Below are 23,903 nucleotides of genomic sequence, written 5' to 3' on the forward strand. Positions count from 1 at the left end.
GATGTCGATGTCCTTGTTGCGAAAATCCTTGTCCCCAGAGCGACAAGCAGCATATTAAGACAGTCGATCAACATGCGGAATGGGTGGAGAATGCGCTTAAGGGTCAAGGTGAAGGAACACCTCGGGAAAAAATTCGATGAGGAAATCCGTTTCTTCCGAGGCATGATGCAGGGACCGAAGACGGTGGGCTCGATCGTGCCGACCTCCTCGATCACCGCCAAGCGCATGGCAAGCGTCATCGACATCCATTCCGGGCTGCCGGTGCTCGAACTCGGGCCGGGCACCGGCGCCATCACCAAGGCCATCCTCGGTCGCGGCGTGCGGCCGGACAATCTGGTCGCGATCGAATATTCGACGGATTTCCACCAGCATCTGTTGCGGGCCTATCCCGGCGTGCACTTCATCAACGGCGACGCCTTCGATCTCAAGACCACGCTCGGCGACTATGGCGACCGGACATTCGATTGCGTCATCTCCTGCATTCCGCTCTTGAACTTCCCGATGGCGATGCGCGTCTCGCTGCTCGAAAGCCTGCTCGACCGCCTGCCGGCCGGACGGCCGGTGGTGCAGATTTCCTACGGCGCGATTTCGCCGATCGCCGCCAACGCCGATCGCTACAGCATTCATCATTTTGACTTCGTCGTGCGCAATATTCCGCCCGCCCAACTCTGGGTTTACAGGCGAGGATAAATGTTCGGACTTTATATCACCCACCCACAGGTCAAGATCGACCCGCAGGTTCCCGTTCCCAAGTGGGGTCTTTCCGATATCGGCGCCGAGCGTGCCCGCAAGGCTGCGTCGAGCCATTGGGCAAAACGGCTGGCCCGCATCATCTCCAGCGACGAGACGAAAGCCATCGAAACAGCGGAAATCCTGGCCGAAGCTGCCGGCGTGAAAATCGAGATTGCGCACGGCACGCATGAGAACGATCGCTCCGCCACCGGCTTCCTGCCGCCGGACAAGTTCGAAGAGGCAGCCAACTGGTTCTTCGCGCACCCGCAGGAGAGCTTCAGGGGCTGGGAGCGGGCCGCCGATGCGCAGGCCCGCATCGTTTCTGCCGTCGAGACCATCCTCTCCGCCCATGATGCGACGGCACCGATCGCCTTTGTCGGCCATGGCGGCGTCGGCACGCTGCTCAAATGTCATCTGGCCGGCAGGCCGATCGGCCGCGACCGCGACCAGCCGGGCGGCGGCGGCAATCTCTATGCTTTCGGCCTTGCGGATCGCCGCTTATCATGCGACTGGACGCCCATCGAAGACTGGCGGGGGTGAGTTGAAATGGACGCACGCGAGCGGTTGATCGTCGGCCTGGATGTTCCAACGGTCGGCGAGGCGGAGAAACTGGTTTCGACGCTCGGCGACGACATTCTCTTCTATAAGATCGGCTATCAGCTGGCCTTTGCCGGCGGCCTCGAATTTGCCCGCGATCTCTCTGCCAGTGGCAAGAAGATCTTCCTCGACATGAAGCTGCTCGACATCGACAACACGGTGGCATCAGGCGTGGAAAACATCGCCAAGATGGGCATGTCGATGCTGACGCTGCATGCCTATCCGAAGGCGATGAAGGCGGCGGTCGAGGCCGCGGCCGGCTCCGGCCTCTGCCTGCTCGGCGTCACCGTGCTGACCTCGATGGATGCCGCCGACCTTGCCGATGCCGGCTACAGCCAGGACCCGCACAGCCTGGTGCTCAGGCGCGCCGGCCAGGCGCGCGCCGCCGGCATGGGCGGTATTGTCTGTTCGGCGGCGGAAGCGGCCGAGGTGCGCGAAATCGTCGGGCCCGACATGGCGATCGTCACCCCCGGCATTCGCCCGACCGGCAGCGACCATGGCGACCAGAAGCGGGTGATGACGCCTTTCGACGCGCTGAAGGCGGGGGCGACGCATCTCGTCGTTGCCCGGCCGATCGTCAGAGCACCCGATCCGAGAGAGGCCGCCCGCGCGGTACTCAACGAAATGGTCGGCGCGCTCTGGCCGGCCAACCGCTGAATTCATAAAGCAAGAGGGAGAAGATCATGGCCAAGGGATACTGGATCGCCCGCGTCGACGTTCGCGATGCCGAGCGCTACAAGGATTACGTGGCGGCGGCGAAGCCCGCCTTCGAAAAATACGGCGCGAATTTCCTCGCGCGCGGCGGTGCCTTCACCGAACTGGAGGGCAAGGCGCGCGCCCGCAACGTCGTGATCGAATTCCCCTCGATGCAGCATGCGGTCGACTGCTACAATTCGCCGGAATACCAGATCGCCGCCAAAATCCGCCAGGAAGCGGCGGATGCGGAAATGGTCGTCGTCGACGGCATCTAAGCTGCTCGCATCGCCAAAAACTGACGGCGCGATGGGCCTTCCCGTCGCGATCGGATTCGGTTAAGACGGAGCCGATCAAGCATCTCCCAAAGCCTTTCGAGGAACCTGCCATGACCCTTGCCAACCTGCCGCCGCTCGTCACCGTGTTCGGAGGGTCCGGCTTCGTCGGCAGGCACGTGGTTCGGGCGCTGGCCAAACGCGGCTATAACATCCGCGTCGCGGTGCGCCGTCCCGATCTCGCCGGCTTCCTGCAGCCGCTCGGCAATGTCGGCCAGATCTCCTTCGTGCAGGCAAACCTGCGCTATCGCAGCTCGATCGACCGCGCAGTCGACGGCGCAAGCCATGTCGTCAACTGCGTCGGCATTCTGCACGAGACCGGCCGCAACACCTTCGACGCCGTGCAGGAATTCGGCGCCCGCGCGGTCGCCGAAGCGGCGCGCAACGCCGGTGCGACGCTCACCCATATTTCAGCGATCGGCGCCGACGCCAAATCCGCTTCGGATTACGGCCGCACCAAGGGCCGCGCCGAAGCCGCCATCCACTCCATCAAGTCCGATGCGGTGATCTTCCGTCCCTCGATCGTCTTCGGGCCGGAGGACAGTTTCTTCAACAAGTTTGCCGACATGGCCCGCATGTCGCCGATCCTGCCGCTGGTCGGCGGCGGCAAGACGAAATTCCAGCCCGTCTATGTCGAGGATGTCGCCGAGGCCGTCGCCCGTGCCGTCGACGGCAAGGTCGCCGGCGGCAAGGTCTATGAGCTTGGCGGCCCTGAAGTGCTGAGCTTCCGCGAATGTCTGGAGACGATGCTGAAGGTGACCTGCCGCAAGAACCCGCTGGTCTCCCTGCCCTTCGGCGTCGCGTCGCTGATCGGCAGCATTGCCTCGTTGATCCCTTTCATCACGCCGCCGATCACGCCTGACCAGGTGCGGATGCTGAAGCACGACAACATCGTCTCCGCAGCAGCAGAAGCGGAAGGCCGCACATTGAAGGGCCTCGGCATTACACCCACCATGGCCGCATCGGTGCTCGGCTCCTATCTCGTGCACTATCGCCCGCACGGCCAGTATACGGGCACCGGCAAGGCCGCCTGACCAATTTCGCCCCTTCGGAACAACGCCGTTCGCATATGATGCGGGCGGCGTTTTCCTTTGCCGTCTGAAGCAAAGCCGGCGCAAGTTTGAAATGTTGTTGTGCCGGCCATATCAAGTGCAGTTGCATAAAAGACGCATCGGAAAATTTGTGAAATTAACGCCAAATTTAGCAGGAACATTTATTGCTATTTGCCATTCCACTGACTACCAAACCCGCGCGTCTTCCAACGGACTCAACGCTTGGGATCGCGTGCGGCAATCACTGTGAAAGGCAATTCTCGATGGGCAAGTCAATCGCGCTCCTTTTTGCGTGTGCGGCGCTAATTATCCTGGCAGGCTCTTTCGTTGCGCCAGGTTCTGTCGCAGCGGTCAAGGGCGACTGCTCGCCGGCCTACGGCGTCGATCCTTGCTCGACGGCTTCGATCAGCCACTGACGAAAAGTCCGGCCTTGGCGCCGGCATTCTTAATCCAAGACAGGCAGCGGTCGGAATGTCCGAAGCAGGACGTTCCCAAATGAACGCTCAGTCTTGCCGGCCTCAAAATTGGCGGCCGTTTATCCTCTCGATATTGCGAGCTTAAAAAAATCGGCGCCTGCCGACGATCCCATGTCCGTTCGCGAGATCCGACGTCCGGAATCGCGTAAAAACAAAATGCATTCGCGCTGGGGGCCGCGCGAATGCAATGCAGTGGGAATACCTCAGGCGATCAGGCCGGTGGCGGCCATGCCGAGCAGCAGGGCGCCCAGAATGATGCGGTAGACGGCAAACAGCGTGAAGCGGTTGCTTCTGATATAGGCGAGCAGCCATTTGACGGCGATGAAGGCGACGATCGTGGACACGACGAAGGCTATGCCGAGTGCCGTCCAGTCTTCGTTTGCCGCACCGCCGTCCTTGAACGTCTTCAGCAATTCATAGCCGCTTGCGGCATACATTGTGGGAATGCCGACGAGAAAGGCGAATTCCGTTGCCGCGGCGCGGTTGCCGGTGCCGGCGAGCATGGCGACGAAGATCGTGGCGCCGGAGCGCGACGTTCCCGGAAAGATACCGGCAACGATCTGGGCGATGCCGACCAGAATGGCGACGAGCCAGGTGATCTCCTTATGGGGAGCTTTGCGCGCCGCAGCCCATTCGGCAAAGATCATCCAGATACCGCCGATGATCAGCGCCCAGGCGATCGGCGTCGCCGTCTCCGGCAGTTCGAAGCCGAGCTTCTTGACGATAAGTCCGAGAATTGCGGTGATGAGAAAGGCGACGATCAGCTTGGCGGCGTAATCGCGGTTCTCCGGCTGGCGCCAGCCGAGCACCAGATCCAGCAGGCGACGCCAGTAGATGATGGTGACGGCGAGAATGGCGCCGGCCTGGATGACGATATTGAACATGTCCGACCGGTGTCCGAGCCATTGCTCGGCGATGATCAGGTGGCCGGTGCTCGAGATCGGCAGAAATTCGGTGATCCCCTCGATGACGCCGAGAATTGCAGCATTGATATAATCCATACATTGTCTCCGGTTTAAAGTGCGGGCGGGCCTGAGCGCTTGGGCCGATCAGGCTGCCGCTTTCATTCGTTCGTCAGACCGTGTTTCGTCATCCTCAGATGGCGTAAAATCCGATTCGCTTGTATTGGCGGGGCCAAGCTCCTATAGCTTCAACCAATGAGTCATGACTAGGGCGCTATAATCGAGCTGCCACACAGTCCTGTAACAGCAATCACAAAGCCCGAGTATCGATGCCCACGCTTTATCATCATCCCATGTCATCCGCATCTCGCTTCGTCCGGCTGATCCTGGCGGAATACGGCTATCAGGCGGATCTGATCGAGGAGCAGACATGGGAAAAGCGCCGGGATTTCCTGGCGCTCAACCCGGCCGGCACCCTGCCTGTCTATGTCGACGACAGCATGCGGGCGCTCTGCGGCGCGACCGTCATTTCCGAATATCTGGACGAGACGCACGGTGTGCTGAAACGCGACCGGCGGCTGCTCGCCGAGGACCCTTTCCAGCGGGCGGAAATCCGCCGGCTGAGCGAATGGTTCATGCAGAAGATGGAAAACGACGTGACCAAGCCGCTCGCCCGCGAGCGTGTCTATAAGTTGCAGATGACCGCCGATCAGGGCGGCGGAGCGCCGGATTCGAAGATTTTGCGCACGGCCCGCGCGAATATCCGCCAGCATATGCGCTATCTCACCTGGCTTGCCGGCTCACGCCAGTGGCTGGCGGGCGAGAGGATGAGCTATGCCGATCTTGCCGCCGCCGCCTCGATTTCGATCCTCGATTATCTCGGCGAAATCGAGTGGGCAGATTCGCCCGTCGTCAAGGACTGGTATCAGCGGCTGAAATCGCGCCCCTCCTTCCGGCCGATGCTGACCGAGCGGGTGCGCGGCCTGACACCGGTTTCGCATTATGCCGATCTGGATTTCTGACGAGGGCTCTCCATGCCCGAAGCCGATAGACGAGATGACAAAGAGCGCCGCCGCCGCGACAATTTGACCGAGTTCGTGCGGCGGGAATCTGCCGCCAAGGGCTTCGATCTCTGCCGCATCACGCGACCGGACGCGATCCCGCAAGCCAAGCAGCGTCTCGGCGCGTTCATCGATGCCGGGCACCACGGGACGATGGAATGGATGGCGGAGACGCGCGACCGGCGCGGCGACCCCCGGACACTCTGGAGCGAGGTGAAATCGGTCGTCGTCTTCGGCCTCAATTACGCGCCGGAGGAGGATCCGCGCGGCATCCTTGATAAGCCCGATAAAGCAGCCATCTCCGTTTATGCCCGCAACCGCGATTATCACGATGTCATCAAGGGCCGGCTGAAGGAGATCGCCACGCGTTTTGCGGCGCGGGCCGGTGCCGACGTGAAGGTGTTCGTCGATACCGCGCCCGTCATGGAAAAGCCGCTGGCGGCGGCAGCCGGCTTGGGCTGGCAGGGCAAACACACCAACCTCGTCAGCCGCACACACGGTTCCTGGCTGTTTCTCGGTACGATGTTCACGACCGCCGATCTTGCCGTCGACGCCGAGGAGACCGATCATTGCGGCTCCTGCCGCGCCTGTCTCGACGCATGCCCCACGGCCGCCTTTCCGGCGCCTTATCAGATCGACGCACGGCGCTGCATTTCCTATCTCACCATCGAACACAAGGGGCCGATCGATCCCGACCTGCGGGTGCTGATCGGCAACCGCATCTATGGCTGCGACGACTGCCTTGCCGCCTGTCCCTGGAACAAGTTCGCAACTGCGGCCTCCGAGATGAAGCTGCAGGCGCGCGAAGAACTGAAGGAGCCGTCGATCGCCTTTCTGCTGACGCTCGACGATGCCGCCTTCCGCGCCTTCTTCAGCGGCTCGCCGGTCAAGCGGATCGGCCGCGACCGTTTCGTCCGCAACTTGCTGATCGCTGCCGGCAATTCCGGCGAGACGGCGCTGATTGCCCAATGCCGCCTGCTCGCCGGCGATGCCTCGCCGGTGGTGCGTGCCATGGCGGTCTGGGCGCTTTCGCGGCTGATGGAGGCTGGCGAATTCTCTCTCTTTGCCGCACAAAGGGCTGATGAGAGCGATGGCGACGTGTTGAACGAATGGCTGATGGCAGGAGCGGGCTGATGCATGTGATGATCTTTGGCTGCGGTTATTCCGGCACGGCGATCGCCAGAGCCTTCGCCGGCGACGGCGTGCGCATTTCCGGCACCACGCGCTCGGCGGAGAAGATGGACGCGCTCGGTCAAGCCGGCATCAAGGCCTATCTCTTCGACGGAGAGACCTTGGACGAAGGGCTCATCCAGGCTTTGGCCGATGTCACCCATCTCGTGCAGTCGATCGCGCCGGGGAAGGCCGATCCGCTGCTGCGGCTGCTCGGCGAAGACAGCGCAAGCCTGTTGCCCCGCCTCGAATGGATCGGTTACCTCTCCACCGTCGGCGTCTATGGCGATCACAAGGGCGCCTGGATCGACGAGGAAACGCCCTGCGTGCCCGTGTCCGGACGCTCGAAGGAGCGGCTCGAGGCGGAAGCGGGCTGGCTGGCCATGGGCAGGCAGCGCGGCGTGCCGGCGGCGGTGCTCCGCCTTTCCGGGATTTACGGGCCGGGCCGCAATGCCTTCTGCAATCTGGAAAAGGGCACGGCGCGGCGCCTGATCAAGAAAGACCAGGTGTTCAACCGCATCCGGGTCGAGGATATCGGCGCGGCGACCCGCTTTCTGTCCGACCACAGCCTCGGCGGCCTCTATAACATCACCGACAACCGGCCCGGGCCGCCGCAGGATGTGATCGTCGAGGCAGCACGGCTGATGGGTGTCGAACCGCCGCCGGAACAGGCCTTCGAAACAGCCGAGCTGACGCCGATGGCGCGCTCCTTCTACGGCGAGAACAAACGGGTTTCGAATGCGAAACTCAGGGCCGCCGGCTTCGAATTATCCTTCCCCGACTACCCGATGTCACTTGCGCAATTGTGGCAGGACGGACGCTGGCGCGGTTAGACCAGCCCCGCCTGAGGCGACCGGGTTATCACCCGAAATGAGTAGGAAATTCCTACTTTCTGCATTTGGCAGAACAATTCTCGCCGCATGTCATGGTTAACGGCCTTTGAATTTGCGCAAATGTGGCAGCAAATATGGCGAAGCCCGAAAAAATATTTCGTGATTTTTGTGAAGGGTGGGAAGTTTAAAACTTCTTCGGAAAAATCATTTGAATTTTAGCTGATTTCATTGCGTTTTTTCCACGTTCTGCCGCACGCGGCAAATTCTCATATTTTATCAATGGCCTCACAAATATTACAGACTGTAATATTCCGTGATCGCGCGCGGCACTTTTTCGCCATTTTTCGACGGATTTAAGCCCCGCCGCCTGCAAGGGCGTTGAGTTCAATAGTTGAGGGATACTCTGTTTTGAAGAAAATAAGCCGTTCTATTATCGCTGCCGCAACTATTGCAGCCTGCTCTTCCTTGCTTCCGGCGGAGAGTTTTGCTGGAAATGGCTGTGGCGGCGCTTCATGGTACGCACTTCACTCCAAAACTGCTTCCGGGGAACGTATGAACCCTGCCGTCTTGACTGCCGCACATCGTTCGCTTGCCTTCGGCACCAAGGTGAAGGTCACCAACCGCAACAATGGCCGCACCGTCGTCGTTCGCATCAACGATCGCGGTCCGTTCATCCGCGGCCGGGTGCTCGATCTGTCGCGCGCCGCCGCGCAGAATATCGGCATGGTGAGCTCCGGCACGGCGAAGGTCTGCTACCAGGTGATCAGCTAAGACCAACAACCGGCTGCGCCGTCAGCGGCGCTTGCTCTTGCCGCCAATCGCGGTTACCACGCGGTTGAGACTTGTGAACAATCCATCCCGCGACTGTCGCGGCTGACGGGATCCTTCGCAGGCATGGCAACAGGAGACTTGTGAATGCGTCTGGGCGGCCGCCTCGAAGGGGCGATTTCTGTGCTCGCGGACATCGATGCCCGCAAGCGGCCTGTCGCCGACGCGCTGAAGGACTGGGGCCTTGCGCATCGTTTCGCCGGCTCCGGCGATCGTGCCGCCATCGGCAACATCGTCTACGATGCCCTGCGCATGCGGCTTTCCCATGCCTGGCTGATGGATGACGACAGCGCCACAGCAATTGCCCATGCCGTCATGTTCCGCCAATGGGGTTTTACGCCGGACCGTCTTGCCGCCGAACTGGCGGACGACAAGTTTGCGCCGGCGCCGCTGTCGGCCGAGGCCGTCTCGGCCTTCGAAAGCCGCTCGCTCGACGATGCACCGCCGCATATCCGCGGCGATATTCCCGAATGGGTTCAATCCTCCTTCGAACAGGCTTTCGGCGCCGGCTGGCTTGCCGAGGCACAGGCGCTCGCCGCCCGCCCGACACTCGATCTGCGCGCCAATATCCTGAAATCCTCCCGCGACAAGGCGGTCAAGGCACTCGAAAGATCAGGCGCGCAGGCCGCGAGGATCGCCCGCTACGGCATCCGGATTGCCGCCGGGGAAGGCGCCTCGCGTCTTCCCAACGTGACAGCCGAGCTTTCGTTCCAGAAAGGCTGGTTCGAGGTTCAGGACGAGGGTTCGCAGATCGTCGCCGATCTGGTGCTCGCCAGGGACGGCGAACAGATTCTCGACTATTGCGCCGGTGGCGGCGGCAAGACGCTCGCCATGGCGGCGGCCATGCAGAACAAGGGACAGGTTCACGCTTATGACGCCGACCGCAAGCGGCTGGCGCCGATCATCGAGCGGCTGAAGCGGGCGGGCACGCGCAATGTCCAGGTGCATGACGACGCCAAGGCGCTCTCCGGCCTTGCCGGGCGCTGCGACAAGGTGCTGGTCGACGCGCCCTGCACCGGCACCGGCACATGGCGCCGCCGCCCCGACACCAAATGGCGGCTGACGGCAAAGAACCTCGACGAACGCACCGCCCAGCAGCAGGACGCGCTCGCCCAGGCGAGCGGCTTCGTCAAACCGGGCGGCGAACTGATCTACGTCACCTGCTCGGTCCTGCCTCAGGAAAACGAGGAGCAGGTGCGCCGCTTCACCGCCGGCAATCCCGATTTCCAGATCGTCAGCGCCCTGCCCGCCTGGGACGGCCTCTTCGGCAAAGACGCTCCGCGTCCGCACTCTTCCGATGGCCTGACGGTGACGCTGACGCCGGCTTCCACCGATACGGACGGCTTCTTCTTCTGCCGCCTGCAGCGCAAGGGCTGACGCGGCCTGGCAAAGCCAACAATAAATTGGAGATACCCGCGGCGCAATGACGCTGCGCGGCAACGGTTGCTGCCGGTTTTTCAAGCAGATGCCGTTCAAAGGAAACCGGTTTGCCGGCGCCAATCCATCCTTAAAACCATTCCAAACTAGAGCGTTTGACACCAGTTTACTTTTGCGCGAAGAGACGGAGCCCGATTAGACGGAAAATCCCGTCACAGGAGAGGATTATGAAGCTCAACCGCAAATTCCGCGCAGCCGTGCTGGCGATTGCCCCCGCCGCCCTGCTCGCCTTACCCGCCCATGCCGAGACCGATGCTAGCGCCGTGGTGAAACACTATACCGACGTGGCGCATGCGAAATACGAAGACTCGCTGACGACGGCCAAGGCACTCGACGCCGCCATCGACGCCTTTCTGAAGGCGCCGACCGATGCGACGCTGAAAGCCGCCCGCGACGCCTGGATCAAGGCGCGCGTTCCCTACCAGCAGACGGAAGTCTATCGCTTCGGCAATCCGATCGTCGACGACTGGGAAGGCAAGGTCAACGCATGGCCGCTCGATGAAGGCCTGATCGATTACGTCGATGCCTCCTACGGCACCGAGAGCGACGAAAATTCGCTCTATGTGGCCAATGTCATCGCCAATAAGACGATCAAGATCGACGGCAAGGATGTCGACGCCTCGAAGCTGACGCCGGAATTCCTCTCCGGGACGCTCGCCGAGGCCGGCGGCATCGAAGCCAATGTCGCGACCGGCTATCACGCCATCGAATTCCTGCTCTGGGGCCAGGATCTGAACGGCACCGGACCCGGCGCCGGCGACCGCCCGGCAACGGATTACGATCTCAAGAACTGCACGCACGGCAATTGCGACCGCCGCGCCGAATATCTGAAATCCGCCTCCACCCTGCTCGTCTCCAACCTGCAGGAAATGACCGACAACTGGACGCCGGACGGCGCTGCGACGAAGAACGTCGAAGCCGATCCGAAGGCCGGCCTTGTCGCGATCCTGACGGGCATGGGTTCGCTTTCCTACGGCGAACTCGCCGGCGAGCGCATGAAGCTCGGCCTGCTGCTGCACGATCCGGAAGAAGAGCATGATTGCTTCTCCGACAATACCTACAACTCGCATCTCAACGACGCGATCGGCATCGCCGCCGCCTATACCGGCAACTATACCCGCGTCGACGGCACCAAGCTCAGCGGCCCGTCGCTGCACGATCTCGTTGCCGCCAAGGACAAGGCGCTCGATGCCGAGATGGAAGGCAAACTCAACAAGACGCTCGATGCCATGAACGCCATGGCCAAGCGCGGCGAGACCGTCGAGAAGTACGATCAGATGATCGCCGAGGGCAACAAGGAAGGCAACGCCGTCGTCCAGGCTGCCATCGACGGGCTGATCGACCAGACGAAGTCGGTACAGCGCGTTATTGCCGCACTCGATCTCGGCACGGTTCAGCTTGAAGGTTCCGACAGCTTGGATAATCCTAACGCCGTCTTCAAATAAGCAAAAAGGCGGGCCGCTTCCATGGGAGCGGCCCGGACTCTGAAATGTCGCATGCTCCGGCCCGCCGATTGATCGCCAGCGCAACGCTCTGCGCCATGTTTGCCGGTATTTCCGCAGCCATCGCCGCCGGTTTCGATCTGCCGACAAAACGCGCCGACCTTTCCGACGCGGATCTGAAACGCGTCGCCGATGTGACGCGGCCGACCGAAGACTTTGCCAAGGCCGAACAATATGAAGCGATGCAGGCGGGGGCTACGACCTCGATCGACCCGGTCACCGAGGACAGCTTCTCGCATATTTCGGCCAACATCCCCTTCGAGGAAGAGCAGAATTTCAAGCTCGGCAACGCGCTCTTCCGCAAGCTCTGGGTATCCGCTCCCTCCTCGACGCAGGCCTCCGATGGCCTCGGGCCGCTGTTCAACGCCCGCTCCTGCATGAGCTGTCACGTCAATGATGGCCGCGGCAAACCGCCGGAGGGCGGCCCAAGCGCCGTCTCGATGTTCCTGCGGCTTTCCCGCGCAGCCAAAACACCCGGGGAAGAAAAGGCGATCGCGGGCGCGGATATCCTCAATTTCCCCGATCCGGTCTATGGTCACCAGCTGCAGGATCTAGCCGTTCCCGGTCTTGCCGCCGAAGGCCGGATGGCGATCCGCTATGATGAGGAGACGGTGACACTTGGCGACGGCGAGACCGTGCCGCTGCGCCGTCCGCATTATGCAGTGACCGACCTTGCCTACGGACCGCTCGATCCGGCGACGACGATTTCGGCGCGGGTTGCCCCCGCGATGATCGGCCTCGGGCTGATCGAGGCGATATCCGAGGCCGATATCCTTGCCCACGCCGATCCCGACGATGCCGATGGCGACGGCATATCAGGCAAGGCGGCGATCGTGCGCGACCACCGCAGCGGAAAGATCGCCCTCGGCCGGTTCGGCTGGAAGGCGCAGAACGCCACGGTGCGCGACCAGAATGCCGATGCCTTCGCCAATGATATCGGTATTTCCACGCCCGACCACCCGGATGCATATGGCGATTGCACCGAGGCGGAAAAGAAATGCCTCGATATGCCGACCGGCGTGCAGAAGCGCCTCGGCGACGAGGAAGCGCCGGGGCCTGTTCTCGACCTCGTGACCTTCTATTCCGAAAATCTTGCCGTTCCCGCGCGCCGCAAGGCGAGCTTCCCCGAGACGCTGCGCGGCAAGCGGATCTTCTACGAAACCGGCTGCATTTCCTGCCATGTGCCGAAATTCGTCACCCGCCGGGATACATCAGACAAGGCGCAATCCTTCCAGCTGATATGGCCCTATTCCGATTTTCTTCTGCACGATATGGGCGACGGGCTTGCCGACGGACAACAGGTCGGCCTTGCAAGCGGACGTGAATGGCGCACGCCACCGCTATGGGGTATAGGACTGACCCGGACGGTCAGCGGACACAGCTTTTTCCTGCATGACGGCCGTGCGCGGGATCTCACCGAGGCGATCCTGTGGCATGGCGGCGAAGCTGAAAAAGCCCGCAATGCTTTCTCCTCCCTGTCGAGAGATGACCGGGCGGCCCTGATTACATTCCTGGAGTCACTTTGATGCGCCTTTGGCACCCCCTGCTCTGCCTCACTCTGATCGGCCTCGCCACACCGGCCGCCGCCCAGACCGCCGCTCCTCCGGCAGGGCTGAACGAGGATGCCGTTCCCGCCGTCATGCAGCGCGCCGTCGACGAGGTCATCCGGCCCGGCTATCGCAACATGCAGCAATCGTCCGCCCGGCTGACGACGGCAATGAAGGACCTTTGCGCCGACGGCACGCAGCAGTCGCTCGACAAGGCGAAATCGGCCTTCGACGATACGATCCGCTACTGGTCGATCATCGAGATCGTGCAGACCGGACCGGTCATCCAGGACAATCTCTTCGAGCACATCCTGTTTTATCCCGACCGCAAGGGTGTCGGCTTGAAGCAGGTGCAGGCGCTGATCGCCAAGGCCGATCCGAAGGATGCGACGGTCGATGCGATTGCCGGCAAGAGCGTGGCTTTGCAGGGCCTGACGGCACTGGAATACGTGCTTTACGGCAATGGTTCCGACGATCTCGTCAAGCAGAAGGGCGGCTTCCGCTGCCTCTACGGCCAGGCGGTCGCCGGCAATATCCAGCGGGAGGCCGGCGAGATCGTCGCCGCCTGGGAAAAACCCGACGGCGTGCAGGCAAGCTGGAAACATCCCGGCCCGCAGAGCAACGATTTCATGGACAACAAGGAAGCCGTGACGGCACTGCTCGGCATTCTCGTCCACGGTGCGGAAAATCTCCGCGACCAGCGGCTCGAACAATTCTACAAGGGCAAGGACACCGCGCCGCGTCCGCGCATGGCAATCTACTGGCGCTCTAAGAACACCTGGAAATCGATGGCCGCGAATATCGACGGCCTGCGCACGCTCTGGCAGAAGGCCGGTATGGCCGAGCTTCTGCCGCCGGACAAACAGGCCGTCGCCGCCTCGATCGACGAGGACTTCAAATCGCTGCTCGACAGCGTGCCGAAGCTCAACCCTGACATCGACGCCGCCGTGAGCGATGCGGAGAAGGCCAAACTCGATACGCTGCTGGCCGAGAGCCGCGACCTGATCACCAGGATCAGCGACGAATATGGCTCCGCGATCGGCCTTTCGGCCGGCTTTTCCTTTTCGGATGGAGACTGAAGCGATGATGCGAAGTGCCGCAATCGACCGACGCAGTTTCGTCAAGGCGGCCGGGATCGGCTTTCTTGCGGCCTTGACGCCAAAGTCGCTTCTGGCCCTGGAGCGGGCCGATGCGGTCTATGCTTCCGGCATTCGTGCCGCCGACGGCTCCTATGCGGTTGCCACCGTGACGGAGCGCGGCGAGGTCGTCGATCAGGTGGTGCTTCCGGCCCGGGCGCACGGCATGGCCTTCAGCGCCGTCACCGGCAAGACCGTCGCCTTCGCCCGCCGGCCCGGCACCTATGCGATGATTTTCGATGCCCGCAACAAGCGCGAACCGATCGTCATCAGCTCTGCGGAGGGCCGGCATTTCTACGGCCATGGCGCCTTTTCCCCTGATGGCCGTGTGCTCTACGCCAGCGAAAACGACTTCGACGGCAATCGCGGCATGATCGGCCTCTACGACGCCACCGACCGCTTCAGCCGCATCGGCGAATTCGAAACCTACGGCATCGGTCCGCACGACATGACGGTTTCGGACGACGGACGCCTTCTGATCGCCGCCAATGGCGGCATCGAGACACATCCGGATTTCGGCCGCACCAAGCTCAATCTCGGGGCGATGCAGCCGTCGCTTGTTCTAATCGATGCGGCGACCGGGGCGCTGATCGAAAAACATGTGCTGCCGGCGCAATGGGCCCAGCTCTCCACCCGCCATGTCGATCTCGACGATAAGGGCCGTATCTGGTTTGCCTGCCAGTACGAAGGCCATCGTAAGGACCTGCCGCCACTTGTCGGCCATTTCGCCAGGGGAGAGGACCTGTCCTTCATCGACCTGCCGGAAGAGACGACGCGCAGGCTTGCCAATTACGTCGGAGCAATCGCCGTCAACCGCAGCGAAGGCCTCGTCGGCGTGACGTCGCCGAAAGGCGGTGCCTCGGTGACCATCGATGCGAGGTCGGGCAAGGTGCTGACCGAGACGACCATTCCGGATGCCGCGGGCATCGCGCCGGCAAGAAGCGGCTTTGCCGTTTCCTCCTATGACGGCGATTTCCTGTCGACCCGCAGCGATGTCGCCTGGGACCAGCACATCGTGCGGATTTCTTAAAGCGTGTCGCGATCTTTCAGATTCGCTTTGCCACGCTTTAGGTCTTAGTTTGCCGCATGTCTTCAGCACAAAACCGCTGCGCACTTTTGCGCGACATGCTTTATTGGCCGCGCGCATAGGCCTTCTGCTCGGCACCGACGCTTGATGCGGCGGCCCTTGCCGCCTCATGCAGCCATTCAGGTCCCCTGGCCTGCACGTCCTGCAGGATCGCGGCAGCCGCCGACGCATCGTCGGAATGGCAATTGGCGATCTCGAAGCCCATCAGCTCGAGCATCGTCGGCGAAAGCAGGACCTCCGGGTGCTTGTCGATCTCGATCTTGCGGCTGTTCGGCGAAAGCCGACGCACGAGAATACGGCCGGAGACGCTATAATGAGGATCGGGTGAGCGCGCCCGTCCGCCGGCGATTTCGCCCGCGTGGATTGCCAGGTCCTGCGGCCTGTGGCGAAGCGACCAGGCCGATGGCAGCAGCGCCTTCGCCTCGCGCAGCACCGGCCCGCCCTGCCATTCGGCGTAGGCGACGAAACGCGGCCGGCCGAGGCTGCCGGTGCCGCCGCTGCGCGGCTTGGCGACGAAGGGTCCTGAGCCGGGCGGCAGCGCATCGGCGAGCGCCTTTGTATAGGCGGCGGGCGCCTCGGTCTTGCCCGGCGTCAGCGTCTTGTATTTCTCCCAGAATTCCCGACGTTCGGAATTCGGCAGCATCAGCGCCTTGCGCAGCCATTTGTGATCGCGTTCGAGGATCACCGGCAGCGGATTTTCAAGGCCCCGGCGATAGCCGCCGAGGATCAGTTCGCCGATCATCCGCACCGAGGGGCCGTCGCCGCCCCGGGCCAGGATGGCGCTTGCAGCAAGGCGAACGAGATCCAGCGCATAGGGCATGACAGCCGCATCGTCGAAATCATTGACGCCCCAGACGAGCCGGCCCTCGGCATCGCGCCAGGTGCCGAAATTCTCCAGATGCGTATCGCCGATCGCCAGCACCTCGGGCGCGCCTGCGAGCTCCGGGCGGATATCGAGGATGATTTCGCACCAGCGCCAGTAGGTGGCGCGCAGGAAGACGAAATCGTCACTGCGCATCTTCTCGTGCTTCTCGCGGAGATCGTCCTCGACGAGATCGCCACCGAGTTTGCCGGCGAGCCAGCTCTCGAAATTCCGCACCGATTGCGATATCGTCGTCATCCGCCGGCGCTCCGTCGTTTCGAGATATAGAGCATGTCGCGCAAAACTGTGCCGCAGTTTTGCGAGAACGACATGCGTAAAAACAAAGACCTAAAGCGCGAGGAGCGAATCTGAAAGATCGCGATGCGCTTTAACGCGGAGAATACCCGCTGAGCGCGAAGCTGCAATCGTCTTCGCACCGGCTTGCACTGCGATCGAAAGTCGAAAGGTGGCCCCGGGGACACGCTGCGCGCTTTCCACTGCTGCCCAGACCGATTTCGGCAATGTGCAGCTTGTCGAATCCGGCCCGCCATGCCACTTTCGCCGCTGCAAGAGGGGCAGACATGAGCGAGACTGACAGGGGCGATTTCCGCGCGCGAATCCGCCGCAATTTTGCGCGGCAGGCGGCGATGGAGACGATCGGCGCGGAACTGACACGTGTCGAACACGGCGTCGTCGAGATCGAGCTTCCCTTCGACGTCAAACTGACACAGCAGCACGGCATCCTGCATGCGGGCATCATTTCCGCCGCGCTCGATTCGGCTTGTGGTTTTGCGGCCTACAGCGTCATCGACCCCGAAGCCTCGATCCTGACGATCGAGTTCAAGGTCAATCTCATGTCGCCGGGGCGTGGCGATCGTTTCCTGTTTCGCGGGGAAATCACCAAACCCGGCTCCACCATCATCGTCGCCGACGGGCGAGGCTACGCGATCAGCGACGGGCCGGCGAAACTCATCGCCTCCATGACCGGAACGATGATGGTGATCCGCGGTAGGGAAGGAATTACGGGATGAAGTTCGAACTGAAATCGGTCGCAGGGAAATCCATCCTTTTCGTCATGGCGGCCGAGGCCGAATACGGTCCCTTCCTGCGTTCGCGCATCGAACCCTTGATGACCGGCGTCGGCCCGGTCGAGGCCGCGGTGGCGCTGACCAAGACGCTGGCACGTCTCGATGCGGCCGATGATCTGCCCGATCTCGTCGTTTCCCTCGGCTCGGCCGGCTCGGCGAAACTGGAGCAGACCGAAATCTATCAGGTGACCTCGGTTTCCTACCGCGACATGGACGCCTCGCCGCTCGGCTTCGAAAAGGGCCGGACACCCTTCCTCGACCTGCCGGCGGTGATCGAGCTGCCGCTACGCATTCCAGGCATTGCCGAAGCCAGCCTTTCCACCGGCGGCAACGTCATTTCGGGTGCGGCCTATAGCAATATCGACGCCGACATGGTCGATATGGAGACCTTTGCGGTGCTGCGCGCCTGCCAGGGCTACAAGCTGCCGCTGATCGGCCTTCGCGGCATTTCCGACGGCGCGGTCGAACTGCAGCATATCTCCGGCTGGACGGAATATCTGCACATTGTCGACCGCAAACTCTCCTATGGCGTCGACAGCCTGTTCACGGCGCTGGAGGACGGAGTTTTCTGGTTCTGAACCCTCGACGTCGCCACGCGTCTTTTCAGGCGCGCGAGGGACAATCGGAACAATAAAAACCCGATGCCGCCGATTTCCCGGATTGCCAGGCGAAGCGCTTTTCATTAAAGCCTCGCCATGACCCAGACAGCACATCCCGACTCCGTTCTCATCGTCGATTTCGGCAGCCAGGTGACCCAGCTCATCGCACGGCGCGTGCGTGAGGCTGGCGTCTATTGCGAAATCGTTCCCTTCCAATCGGCCGAAGAGGGCTTCAAGCGCTTGGCACCGAAAGCCGTGATCCTGTCCGGCAGCCCGGCTTCGACGGTGGACGAGGGATCGCCGCGGGCGCCGCAGATCATCTTCGACAGCGGCCTGCCGGTCTTCGGCATCTGCTACGGCCAGCAGACGATGTGCATGCAGCTCGGCGGCAAGGTCGAGAGCGGCCATCACCGCGAATTCGGCCGCGCCTTTCTCGAGGTCGACAAGGACTGCCAGCTGTTCGAGGGCCTCTGGTCCTCTGGCTCGCGCCATCAGGTCTGGATGAGCCATGGCGACCGCGTCACGGCGCTGCCCGAAGGTTTCGAGGTGGTCGCCACCTCCTCCAACGCGCCCTACGCCTTCATCGCCGACGAGAAGCGCAAATATTACGGTGTGCAGTTCCATCCGGAAGTCGTGCATACGCCCGACGGCGCCAAGTTGATCGGCAACTTCATCCATAACGTCGCCGGCATCAAGGGCGACTGGTCGATGTCGGCCTACCGCCAGAAGGCGGTCGACGAGATCCGCAAGCAGGTGGGCGACAAGCGTGTCATCTGCGCGCTTTCGGGCGGCGTCGACAGTTCCGTCGCAGCACTGCTGATCCACGAGGCGGTCGGCGACCAGCTGACCTGCATCCTCGTCGACCACGGGCTGATGCGCAAGGACGAGGCGGCCAACGTCGTCGCCATGTTCCGCGAGCACTACAATCTGCATCTGCTGCATGTCGACGCTTCCGACCGTTTCATCGGCGAACTCGAAGGCGTTTCCGACCCGGAAACCAAGCGCAAGATCATCGGCCGGCTGTTCATCGAAACCTTTGAGGACGAGGCGAAGAAGCTCGGCGGCGCCGATTTCCTCGGCCAGGGCACGCTCTATCCCGACGTCATCGAGAGCGTTTCCTTCACCGGCGGCCCGTCGGTGACGATCAAATCGCACCATAATGTCGGCGGCCTGCCGGAGCGTATGAAGATGCAGCTCGTCGAGCCGCTGCGCGAACTCTTCAAGGACGAGGTGCGCGCGCTCGGCCGCGAACTCGGCCTGCCCGACAGCTTTATCGGTCGCCACCCCTTCCCGGGTCCGGGCCTCGCGATCCGCTGCCCCGGCGGCATCACCCGCGAAAAGCTCGAGATCCTGCGCGAAGCCGATGCGATCTATCTCGACGAAATCCGCAAGGCCGGCCTTTACGACGCCATCTGGCAGGCCTTCGCCGTGCTGCTGCCCGTCCAGACCGTCGGCGTCATGGGCGACGGACGCACCTATGAATTCGTCTGCGCACTGCGCGCCGTTACCTCCGTCGACGGCATGACGGCGGATTTCTATCACTACGACATGGAATTCCTCGGCCGCGCAGCCACCCGCATCATCAACGAGGTGCGCGGTATCAACCGGGTGGTCTACGACGTCACGTCGAAGCCGCCCGGCACGATCGAGTGGGAGTGAGGGGTGAGTTGATCCCCCTATTGGAAACGGGACGACTTCTTCATGACTGCCAGCAACCGAATTGTCCTCTCCAGCGACCACGCCGCCATTGAGCTGCGGCAGGCCATTGCCGCTCATATCGCGACGCGTGGCTGGACCGTCGTCGACATCGGACCGATGACGGCGGAGAGCACACCCTATCCCAAGCACGGCGAAGCGGCAGCCCGGCTCGTCGCCTCCGGCGATTGCCGGTTCGGCATCATCCTGTGCGGCACCGGCCAGGGCATCATGATGGCGGCGAACAAGGTCAAGGGCATCCGCTGCGGGGTCTGCAGCGATACATTCTCAGCCCGCATGATCCGCCAGCACAACGACGCCAATATGCTATCGATTGGGGTGCGCGTGGTGGGCCAAGGGCTGGCGCTCGATATCGTCGACGCGTTCCTGTCCGCCCAGTTCGAGGGCGGCCGGCATGCGACGCGGGTGGAGATGATCGAGGCGCTGGAAAGTTAGCCTCGCTTTTCCTCTTCCTTGGGAGAAGATGGTTTCAGGACCCAAGCTCCTGGCCGGTCTGGAGTGGACAACGGCCTGCCCACTTCCAACTCAAGAGGACAAGCCGCCGTCAGAGGGCGCTATTTCAGCGGCAGAAACAGTTCGGCCACCGCCTCATGCTCCGGCACCTCCGGGAAGAAGCTCAACCGCTGGCAATAGATCGGGAAATCGCGTGCTTCCTCGCCGCTCGCCGGCAGCCAGTCGCGATAGAGGTAGAGTGCCGCGGGCTCCAGATTGTCGGTGTGGCCGACGACGCGCAGCGCCCGCCAGGGATCTCGCCGGCTTTGATCTCTTCGCCCACCTCGATCGGCCGATCGGTCCCGACACAGAGATCCACGCTATAATCGGCCGGCGACGCCGGGCGCCGCTCGGAGCGCCAGACATTGAAGGTCGGGCTTGTCCTGGGATGCAGGCCGGCGGCCTTGCGCCAGGCGATGAACCGCTGGATGGTGGCGCCGAGCATCGCCGGGTCACCCCGATGCTGCATGATCGCCACCGACGTGGGCGGCACATCGCGGATCGTCACGTCGTTGGGTGTAAAAGTCTTCTGCATCAGCTTGCTCCTGGCGTTGTCGAGAGGCCCGAAGGCCGCAAGCCACGGCTCCCAGTCGGGAGACTTCCGGAACGACGAAGGTGATTGCCCGAATCTTTGCCGAAAGGCGCGAGCGAAAGCATCCGGTGCGGCGTAGCCGGCATCCATCGCTATATCGGTGACGCGGTCGTCATCCCTGTAGGCCAGCCGGTATGAAGCCCGCTTCATGCGGGCAAGCCTGACATAGCCATGCACGGACAATCCAAAGGTCGCCGTAAACTGCCGGTGGAAATGAAACTTCGAGAAGGCCGCGACACCGCTCAGGCCATCAAGATCGAGATCGTCATCGAGGTGCCGGTCGATATGGTCCAGCACCCGCTGCATCCGCTCATGATAGTTCCGAAGCGCTGCGGTCATTCCTCTTGGTCTCCGTGGCAGCTCAAACTAGATCGCTCAGGCAAGACAGCGCTCGACCGATCTTGCGCTTTTCGCCGCGGCACTGCAGTTGTCAGTCTCACCGGCTCCTTTCCGAACGCCGGATTTCATCGACCAGCATGGCGACGAAGGCGGTCACTTTTGGCGGACGGAAGCGGGCGGCGGGATAGACGGCGTGAATGCCGCCTGATGGCAGGGACCATTCGGGCAGGAGCTCGACGAGCCGGCCGCTGCCGAGATGGTCGGCGACCTGGAAATCCGGCAGCACCGACAGGCCGCCGCCGGCAAGCGTTGCCGCCAGCACGGCCGTCGTGGTGTTGATGGTGAGCGCCTGACGCATGCGGACGGTGCGGCGGTCGAAATCTCCCCTGGCGAAATGCCAGAGCAGCGGCTCACGCAGCGCGCCATTGGCAATGAAGGGCAAGGCTGCGAGATCTTCCGGCTCCCGGGCGGCGATCGTCCCGAACTGGTTTGCGGATGCGACCAGACGCTGGCGGAATGTGCCGATCCTCCTGGCTTGCAGACTGGAATCGTCGAGCCATCCGACCCGGATCGACACGTCGATATGATCGGCGACGAGATCGGCCCTCGCATCGGAGAGAACGAGGTCGACGCTGCAGGCGGGGAAGCGCCGGGAAAAGCCCGCCGCCAGCGGCGCGATCATCGAGGCGCCATAATCATGGGGCGCGGCGATGCGCAGCACACCCATCGGCTCGGCCCGGGCCTCGGAAAGTTCGTCGACGGCGTCCTCGGCTTCGCGAAGGATCATGACGCAGCGTGCGTAGAGCATGCGGCCCGCCTCCGTCGGCTCCACCCGGCGTGTCGTCCTGATCAGCAGGCTGGTTTCGAGTTCCGCTTCCAGCCGGGCGACCTGCTGGCTGACCACCGTCTTGGTGATCCCCAGACGGTCAGCCGCCCTGGTGAAGGATCCGGTGTCGACAACCGCCGCGAAATAGGCAAGCCGATTGAGATTGATCGCTTCCATGCTCGCGCTGACCGCCTCATTGTTAGCTTATGGCTTACAGTATGTCAGACTGAGTGCTGTTTATCCATGTCCGGCATGAGGCTATTTCTTCTTCCAGACAGTTCGGAGGCGCACATGCGGATCACCTATCTTTTCGACCCCCTTTGCGGCTGGTGTTACGGCGCCGGCCCTGCCATCGAGCGCCTGGCGGCGGTCGAGGACGTGACGGTGGAGCTCGCTCCCACCGGGCTTTTCGCCGGGGCCGGGGCACGATCGATGGATGCGGGCTTTGCGGCCTATGCCTGGCAAAACGACCAGCGTATCGCCCGGCTCACCGGACAGCCGTTCACGGAGGTCTACCGCAGCCAGGTTCTCGGCGCGATCGGCTCCCTGTTCGATTCGGCGCCGGCCACCCTCGGGATCGTCGCGACCGGCATCGAGGCGCCGGGCCGCGAAATCGAAATCATGAAACGGCTGCAGCGCGCCCGCTACGAGGACGGCCGCGATACCGCCGATCGCGCCGTCGTCGCCGACCTGCTTGCAGAAGCCGGCCTCAAGGACGAGGCCCGGCGCGTCCGCTCACCCGACGAGGATCTTCTTGCAGCCTATCATCGACGGATCGACGCTGCCCGTGCCGATATGCGGCGCTTCGGCGTCGACGGCGTGCCGGCCCTTGTGCTCGACGACGGCGCCGGGCGGCGACTGCTGCGCGGCAATGCCCTGTTCGGCCATTTCGACCTTCTGCTTGCCGAGGTGCGGGCGGCCTGACCGTCGCCTCTGCGTCAAGGAAGCTATCCCCACATCACATTCCCTGGAGTTCCACATGTTTTCGAGGAGACAGATCATGAAGACCACTCTTGCCATTGGCGCCGGCGCCGTTTTTGCGCCCGCAGATCTCGGCCACGCCGCCGGATCGAAGCTGTCCTGGAAGCACTTCCCGGCCGGCCCCAACGGTTTCTTCCGCGCTCCGGTCCTCGTCAGCGGTCCATCGGAAGCCCTGCTGATCGACGGCGGCTTCAGCTATCCCGACGGCCGGGCGCTGGCGGACGCCATCAAGGCGACCGGCAAGAAGCTCACCGCGATCTATGTCAGCCAGTCGGACCCGGACTATTATTTCAGCCTGAAGCCGGTTATCGAAGCCTTCCCCGGCACCAGGGTGCTTGCCGCATCCGATACGCTCGATGCCATCAAGGGCAATGTCGAGAAGAAGCTGGCGGTCTGGGGACCGCAGCTTAAAGAAAATGGCCCGCAGACACTTGCCGATATCGTGCTTCCCGAAGCCTTCGACGGCCCGGGCCTGACCGTCGACGGTGAGACGGTGGAGATCGTCGCAGCCGAAGCCGGCCTCGCCAACCGCCGTTATCTCTGGGTGCCGTCGCTGCAGGCGGTGTTCGGCGGTGTGATGATCTTCTCCGGCGTCCACGTCTGGACGGCCGACACCCAGACCAAAGAGCAGCGCGGCGCCTGGATCGCCACGCTGGACAAGATCGCGGCCCGCAAGCCGGCCGTCGTGGTGCCCGGGCACCTCACGCCCGAGGCGGCGACCGACCTCTCCGGTGTCGCCCACACCAAGGCCTATCTCCTCGCCTTCGAGGAAGAGCTGGCCAAGGCCCCGGACGCCGCCGCGCTGAAGGCGGCCATGGAAGCCCGTTTCCCCGGCCTCGGCATGGGTGTCGCCCTCGATATCGGCTCGAAGGTCGCCAAAGGCGAAATGAAGTGGGGCTGAATTGCCGGTGCATCCGCTGATGCAAGCGGATTGATGCTTAACGAATGCCTGCCGCTATCAGTTAGGCAGGCATTCGTGCCCAGTTCAGAACCAATTGCAAATTAAAATCAGTTGATCTA

At 62.7% G+C, this 23,903-nt stretch carries 23 protein-coding genes and 1 pseudogene; 20 read left to right on the plus strand and 4 right to left on the minus strand.

Annotated elements, in window-relative coordinates; translation table 11 throughout:
• Window positions 1-90 precede the first annotated feature (90 nt).
• The 5 genes from pmtA to GGD57_RS08565 all read left to right on the plus strand — a co-directional run bounded on the left by pmtA (window position 91) and on the right by GGD57_RS08565 (window position 3,391).
• Window positions 91-690 (plus strand): phospholipid N-methyltransferase PmtA, encoded by a 600-nt coding sequence (gene pmtA / locus GGD57_RS08545; RefSeq protein WP_184468717.1) that lies wholly within the window; start codon window positions 91-93, stop codon window positions 688-690.
• A complete protein-coding gene (locus tag GGD57_RS08550; protein ID WP_184468719.1) occupies window positions 691-1,272 on the plus strand; it encodes a histidine phosphatase family protein in 582 nt (193 codons plus the stop codon).
• A 6-nt stretch (window positions 1,273-1,278) separates the two neighbouring features.
• A complete protein-coding gene (pyrF, locus tag GGD57_RS08555; RefSeq protein WP_184468721.1) occupies window positions 1,279-1,986 on the plus strand; it encodes an orotidine-5'-phosphate decarboxylase in 708 nt (235 codons plus the stop codon).
• 26 nt (window positions 1,987-2,012) lie between these two features.
• Window positions 2,013-2,300 (plus strand): DUF1330 domain-containing protein, encoded by a 288-nt coding sequence (locus GGD57_RS08560; RefSeq protein ID WP_085735767.1) that lies wholly within the window; start codon window positions 2,013-2,015, stop codon window positions 2,298-2,300.
• A gap of 110 nt (window positions 2,301-2,410) precedes the next feature.
• Window positions 2,411-3,391, plus strand: coding sequence for a complex I NDUFA9 subunit family protein (locus GGD57_RS08565; RefSeq protein ID WP_184468723.1), 981 nt, complete (start codon window positions 2,411-2,413; stop codon window positions 3,389-3,391).
• Between the two features lie 697 nt (window positions 3,392-4,088).
• On the opposite strand, the gene GGD57_RS08570 is transcribed toward GGD57_RS08565, so the two are convergent.
• Complete coding sequence (locus GGD57_RS08570; protein ID WP_184468725.1) at window positions 4,089-4,886, minus strand: undecaprenyl-diphosphate phosphatase; 798 nt, start codon at window positions 4,884-4,886, stop codon at window positions 4,089-4,091.
• A gap of 230 nt (window positions 4,887-5,116) precedes the next feature.
• Between GGD57_RS08570 and GGD57_RS08575 the strand changes: the two genes are divergently transcribed.
• The 9 genes from GGD57_RS08575 to GGD57_RS08615 all read left to right on the plus strand — a co-directional run bounded on the left by GGD57_RS08575 (window position 5,117) and on the right by GGD57_RS08615 (window position 15,331).
• The gene (locus GGD57_RS08575; RefSeq protein WP_184468727.1) at window positions 5,117-5,809 is read left to right on the plus strand and encodes a glutathione S-transferase family protein; all 693 of its coding nucleotides are present in this window, start codon (window positions 5,117-5,119) and stop codon (window positions 5,807-5,809) included.
• Window positions 5,810-5,821: 12 nt separating this feature from the next.
• Window positions 5,822-6,982, plus strand: a complete 1,161-nt coding sequence (gene queG / locus GGD57_RS08580) for a tRNA epoxyqueuosine(34) reductase QueG (protein ID WP_184468729.1) — start codon at window positions 5,822-5,824, stop codon at window positions 6,980-6,982.
• On the plus strand, window positions 6,982-7,851 hold the full coding sequence (locus tag GGD57_RS08585; protein WP_184468731.1) for an SDR family oxidoreductase: 870 nt from the start codon (window positions 6,982-6,984) through the stop codon (window positions 7,849-7,851). The genes queG and GGD57_RS08585 overlap by 1 nt, the downstream gene beginning before the upstream one ends.
• 408 nt (window positions 7,852-8,259) lie before the next feature.
• The gene (locus GGD57_RS08590) at window positions 8,260-8,622 is read left to right on the plus strand and encodes a septal ring lytic transglycosylase RlpA family protein (protein ID WP_085735759.1); all 363 of its coding nucleotides are present in this window, start codon (window positions 8,260-8,262) and stop codon (window positions 8,620-8,622) included.
• Between the two features lie 144 nt (window positions 8,623-8,766).
• On the plus strand, window positions 8,767-10,056 hold the full coding sequence (locus GGD57_RS08595) for an RsmB/NOP family class I SAM-dependent RNA methyltransferase (protein WP_184468733.1): 1,290 nt from the start codon (window positions 8,767-8,769) through the stop codon (window positions 10,054-10,056).
• A 227-nt stretch (window positions 10,057-10,283) separates the two neighbouring features.
• Window positions 10,284-11,561, plus strand: coding sequence for an imelysin family protein (locus GGD57_RS08600; RefSeq protein ID WP_184468735.1), 1,278 nt, complete (start codon window positions 10,284-10,286; stop codon window positions 11,559-11,561).
• A gap of 44 nt (window positions 11,562-11,605) precedes the next feature.
• Complete coding sequence (locus GGD57_RS08605; protein ID WP_184468737.1) at window positions 11,606-13,144, plus strand: di-heme oxidoredictase family protein; 1,539 nt, start codon at window positions 11,606-11,608, stop codon at window positions 13,142-13,144.
• On the plus strand, window positions 13,144-14,244 hold the full coding sequence (locus tag GGD57_RS08610) for an imelysin family protein (protein WP_184468739.1): 1,101 nt from the start codon (window positions 13,144-13,146) through the stop codon (window positions 14,242-14,244). Before GGD57_RS08605 ends, GGD57_RS08610 begins: the two co-directional genes overlap by 1 nt.
• A gap of 4 nt (window positions 14,245-14,248) precedes the next feature.
• Window positions 14,249-15,331 carry a DUF1513 domain-containing protein gene (locus tag GGD57_RS08615; RefSeq protein WP_184468741.1) on the plus strand — a complete coding sequence of 361 codons (1,083 nt, stop codon included), beginning with the start codon at window positions 14,249-14,251 and terminating at the stop codon, window positions 15,329-15,331.
• Window positions 15,332-15,431: 100 nt separating this feature from the next.
• Here GGD57_RS08615 and GGD57_RS08620 read toward each other — a convergent pair whose 3' ends face one another.
• On the minus strand, window positions 15,432-16,508 hold the full coding sequence (locus tag GGD57_RS08620) for a DUF2252 family protein (protein WP_184468743.1): 1,077 nt from the start codon (window positions 16,506-16,508) through the stop codon (window positions 15,432-15,434).
• A gap of 323 nt (window positions 16,509-16,831) precedes the next feature.
• On the opposite strand from GGD57_RS08620, the gene GGD57_RS08625 reads away from it, so the two are divergent.
• The 4 genes from GGD57_RS08625 (at window position 16,832) to rpiB (ending at window position 20,088) form a co-directional block, all read left to right on the plus strand.
• Window positions 16,832-17,281: a PaaI family thioesterase gene (locus GGD57_RS08625; RefSeq protein WP_003544704.1), complete on the plus strand. Its 450-nt coding sequence runs from the start codon at window positions 16,832-16,834 to the stop codon at window positions 17,279-17,281.
• Entirely contained in the window at window positions 17,278-17,916 is a 639-nt protein-coding gene (locus GGD57_RS08630; RefSeq protein ID WP_184468745.1) for a 5'-methylthioadenosine/S-adenosylhomocysteine nucleosidase, read from the plus strand. Before GGD57_RS08625 ends, GGD57_RS08630 begins: the two co-directional genes overlap by 4 nt.
• 117 nt (window positions 17,917-18,033) lie before the next feature.
• Window positions 18,034-19,596: a glutamine-hydrolyzing GMP synthase gene (guaA, locus tag GGD57_RS08635; RefSeq protein WP_184468746.1), complete on the plus strand. Its 1,563-nt coding sequence runs from the start codon at window positions 18,034-18,036 to the stop codon at window positions 19,594-19,596.
• A 42-nt stretch (window positions 19,597-19,638) separates the two neighbouring features.
• A complete protein-coding gene (gene rpiB / locus GGD57_RS08640) occupies window positions 19,639-20,088 on the plus strand; it encodes a ribose 5-phosphate isomerase B (protein WP_184468748.1) in 450 nt (149 codons plus the stop codon).
• A 119-nt stretch (window positions 20,089-20,207) separates the two neighbouring features.
• Here the strand turns inward: rpiB and GGD57_RS08645 are convergent.
• Together GGD57_RS08645 and GGD57_RS08650 are read right to left on the minus strand one after the other, a co-directional pair.
• Window positions 20,208-21,076, minus strand: a pseudogene (locus GGD57_RS08645) (AraC family transcriptional regulator).
• A gap of 97 nt (window positions 21,077-21,173) precedes the next feature.
• Window positions 21,174-22,079 (minus strand): LysR family transcriptional regulator, encoded by a 906-nt coding sequence (locus GGD57_RS08650; RefSeq protein ID WP_184468750.1) that lies wholly within the window; start codon window positions 22,077-22,079, stop codon window positions 21,174-21,176.
• Between the two features lie 114 nt (window positions 22,080-22,193).
• Between GGD57_RS08650 and GGD57_RS08655 the strand changes: the two genes are divergently transcribed.
• Both GGD57_RS08655 and GGD57_RS08660 read left to right on the plus strand, forming a co-directional pair.
• Window positions 22,194-22,826, plus strand: coding sequence for a DsbA family protein (locus tag GGD57_RS08655; protein WP_184468752.1), 633 nt, complete (start codon window positions 22,194-22,196; stop codon window positions 22,824-22,826).
• A 55-nt stretch (window positions 22,827-22,881) separates the two neighbouring features.
• A complete protein-coding gene (locus GGD57_RS08660; RefSeq protein WP_184468754.1) occupies window positions 22,882-23,784 on the plus strand; it encodes an MBL fold metallo-hydrolase in 903 nt (300 codons plus the stop codon).
• Window positions 23,785-23,903 lie beyond the last annotated feature (119 nt).

The organism is Rhizobium esperanzae, from assembly GCF_014197615.1.
In the GTDB taxonomy this organism is placed as follows: Bacteria; Pseudomonadota; Alphaproteobacteria; order Rhizobiales; family Rhizobiaceae; genus Rhizobium; species Rhizobium esperanzae_A.

Coding starts and splice junctions, on each gene's coding strand:
- pmtA (WP_184468717.1), top strand. CDS start 91: ATGCGCTTAAGGGTCAAGGTGAAGGAACACCTCGGGAAAAAATTCGAT.
- GGD57_RS08550 (WP_184468719.1), top strand. CDS start 691: ATGTTCGGACTTTATATCACCCACCCACAGGTCAAGATCGACCCGCAG.
- pyrF (WP_184468721.1), top strand. CDS start 1,279: ATGGACGCACGCGAGCGGTTGATCGTCGGCCTGGATGTTCCAACGGTC.
- GGD57_RS08560 (WP_085735767.1), top strand. CDS start 2,013: ATGGCCAAGGGATACTGGATCGCCCGCGTCGACGTTCGCGATGCCGAG.
- GGD57_RS08565 (WP_184468723.1), top strand. CDS start 2,411: ATGACCCTTGCCAACCTGCCGCCGCTCGTCACCGTGTTCGGAGGGTCC.
- GGD57_RS08570 (WP_184468725.1), bottom strand. CDS start 4,886: ATGGATTATATCAATGCTGCAATTCTCGGCGTCATCGAGGGGATCACC.
- GGD57_RS08575 (WP_184468727.1), top strand. CDS start 5,117: ATGCCCACGCTTTATCATCATCCCATGTCATCCGCATCTCGCTTCGTC.
- queG (WP_184468729.1), top strand. CDS start 5,822: ATGCCCGAAGCCGATAGACGAGATGACAAAGAGCGCCGCCGCCGCGAC.
- GGD57_RS08585 (WP_184468731.1), top strand. CDS start 6,982: ATGCATGTGATGATCTTTGGCTGCGGTTATTCCGGCACGGCGATCGCC.
- GGD57_RS08595 (WP_184468733.1), top strand. CDS start 8,767: ATGCGTCTGGGCGGCCGCCTCGAAGGGGCGATTTCTGTGCTCGCGGAC.
- GGD57_RS08600 (WP_184468735.1), top strand. CDS start 10,284: ATGAAGCTCAACCGCAAATTCCGCGCAGCCGTGCTGGCGATTGCCCCC.
- GGD57_RS08605 (WP_184468737.1), top strand. CDS start 11,606: ATGTCGCATGCTCCGGCCCGCCGATTGATCGCCAGCGCAACGCTCTGC.
- GGD57_RS08610 (WP_184468739.1), top strand. CDS start 13,144: ATGCGCCTTTGGCACCCCCTGCTCTGCCTCACTCTGATCGGCCTCGCC.
- GGD57_RS08615 (WP_184468741.1), top strand. CDS start 14,249: ATGATGCGAAGTGCCGCAATCGACCGACGCAGTTTCGTCAAGGCGGCC.
- GGD57_RS08620 (WP_184468743.1), bottom strand. CDS start 16,508: ATGACGACGATATCGCAATCGGTGCGGAATTTCGAGAGCTGGCTCGCC.
- GGD57_RS08625 (WP_003544704.1), top strand. CDS start 16,832: ATGAGCGAGACTGACAGGGGCGATTTCCGCGCGCGAATCCGCCGCAAT.
- GGD57_RS08630 (WP_184468745.1), top strand. CDS start 17,278: ATGAAGTTCGAACTGAAATCGGTCGCAGGGAAATCCATCCTTTTCGTC.
- guaA (WP_184468746.1), top strand. CDS start 18,034: ATGACCCAGACAGCACATCCCGACTCCGTTCTCATCGTCGATTTCGGC.
- rpiB (WP_184468748.1), top strand. CDS start 19,639: ATGACTGCCAGCAACCGAATTGTCCTCTCCAGCGACCACGCCGCCATT.
- GGD57_RS08650 (WP_184468750.1), bottom strand. CDS start 22,079: ATGGAAGCGATCAATCTCAATCGGCTTGCCTATTTCGCGGCGGTTGTC.
- GGD57_RS08655 (WP_184468752.1), top strand. CDS start 22,194: ATGCGGATCACCTATCTTTTCGACCCCCTTTGCGGCTGGTGTTACGGC.
- GGD57_RS08660 (WP_184468754.1), top strand. CDS start 22,882: ATGTTTTCGAGGAGACAGATCATGAAGACCACTCTTGCCATTGGCGCC.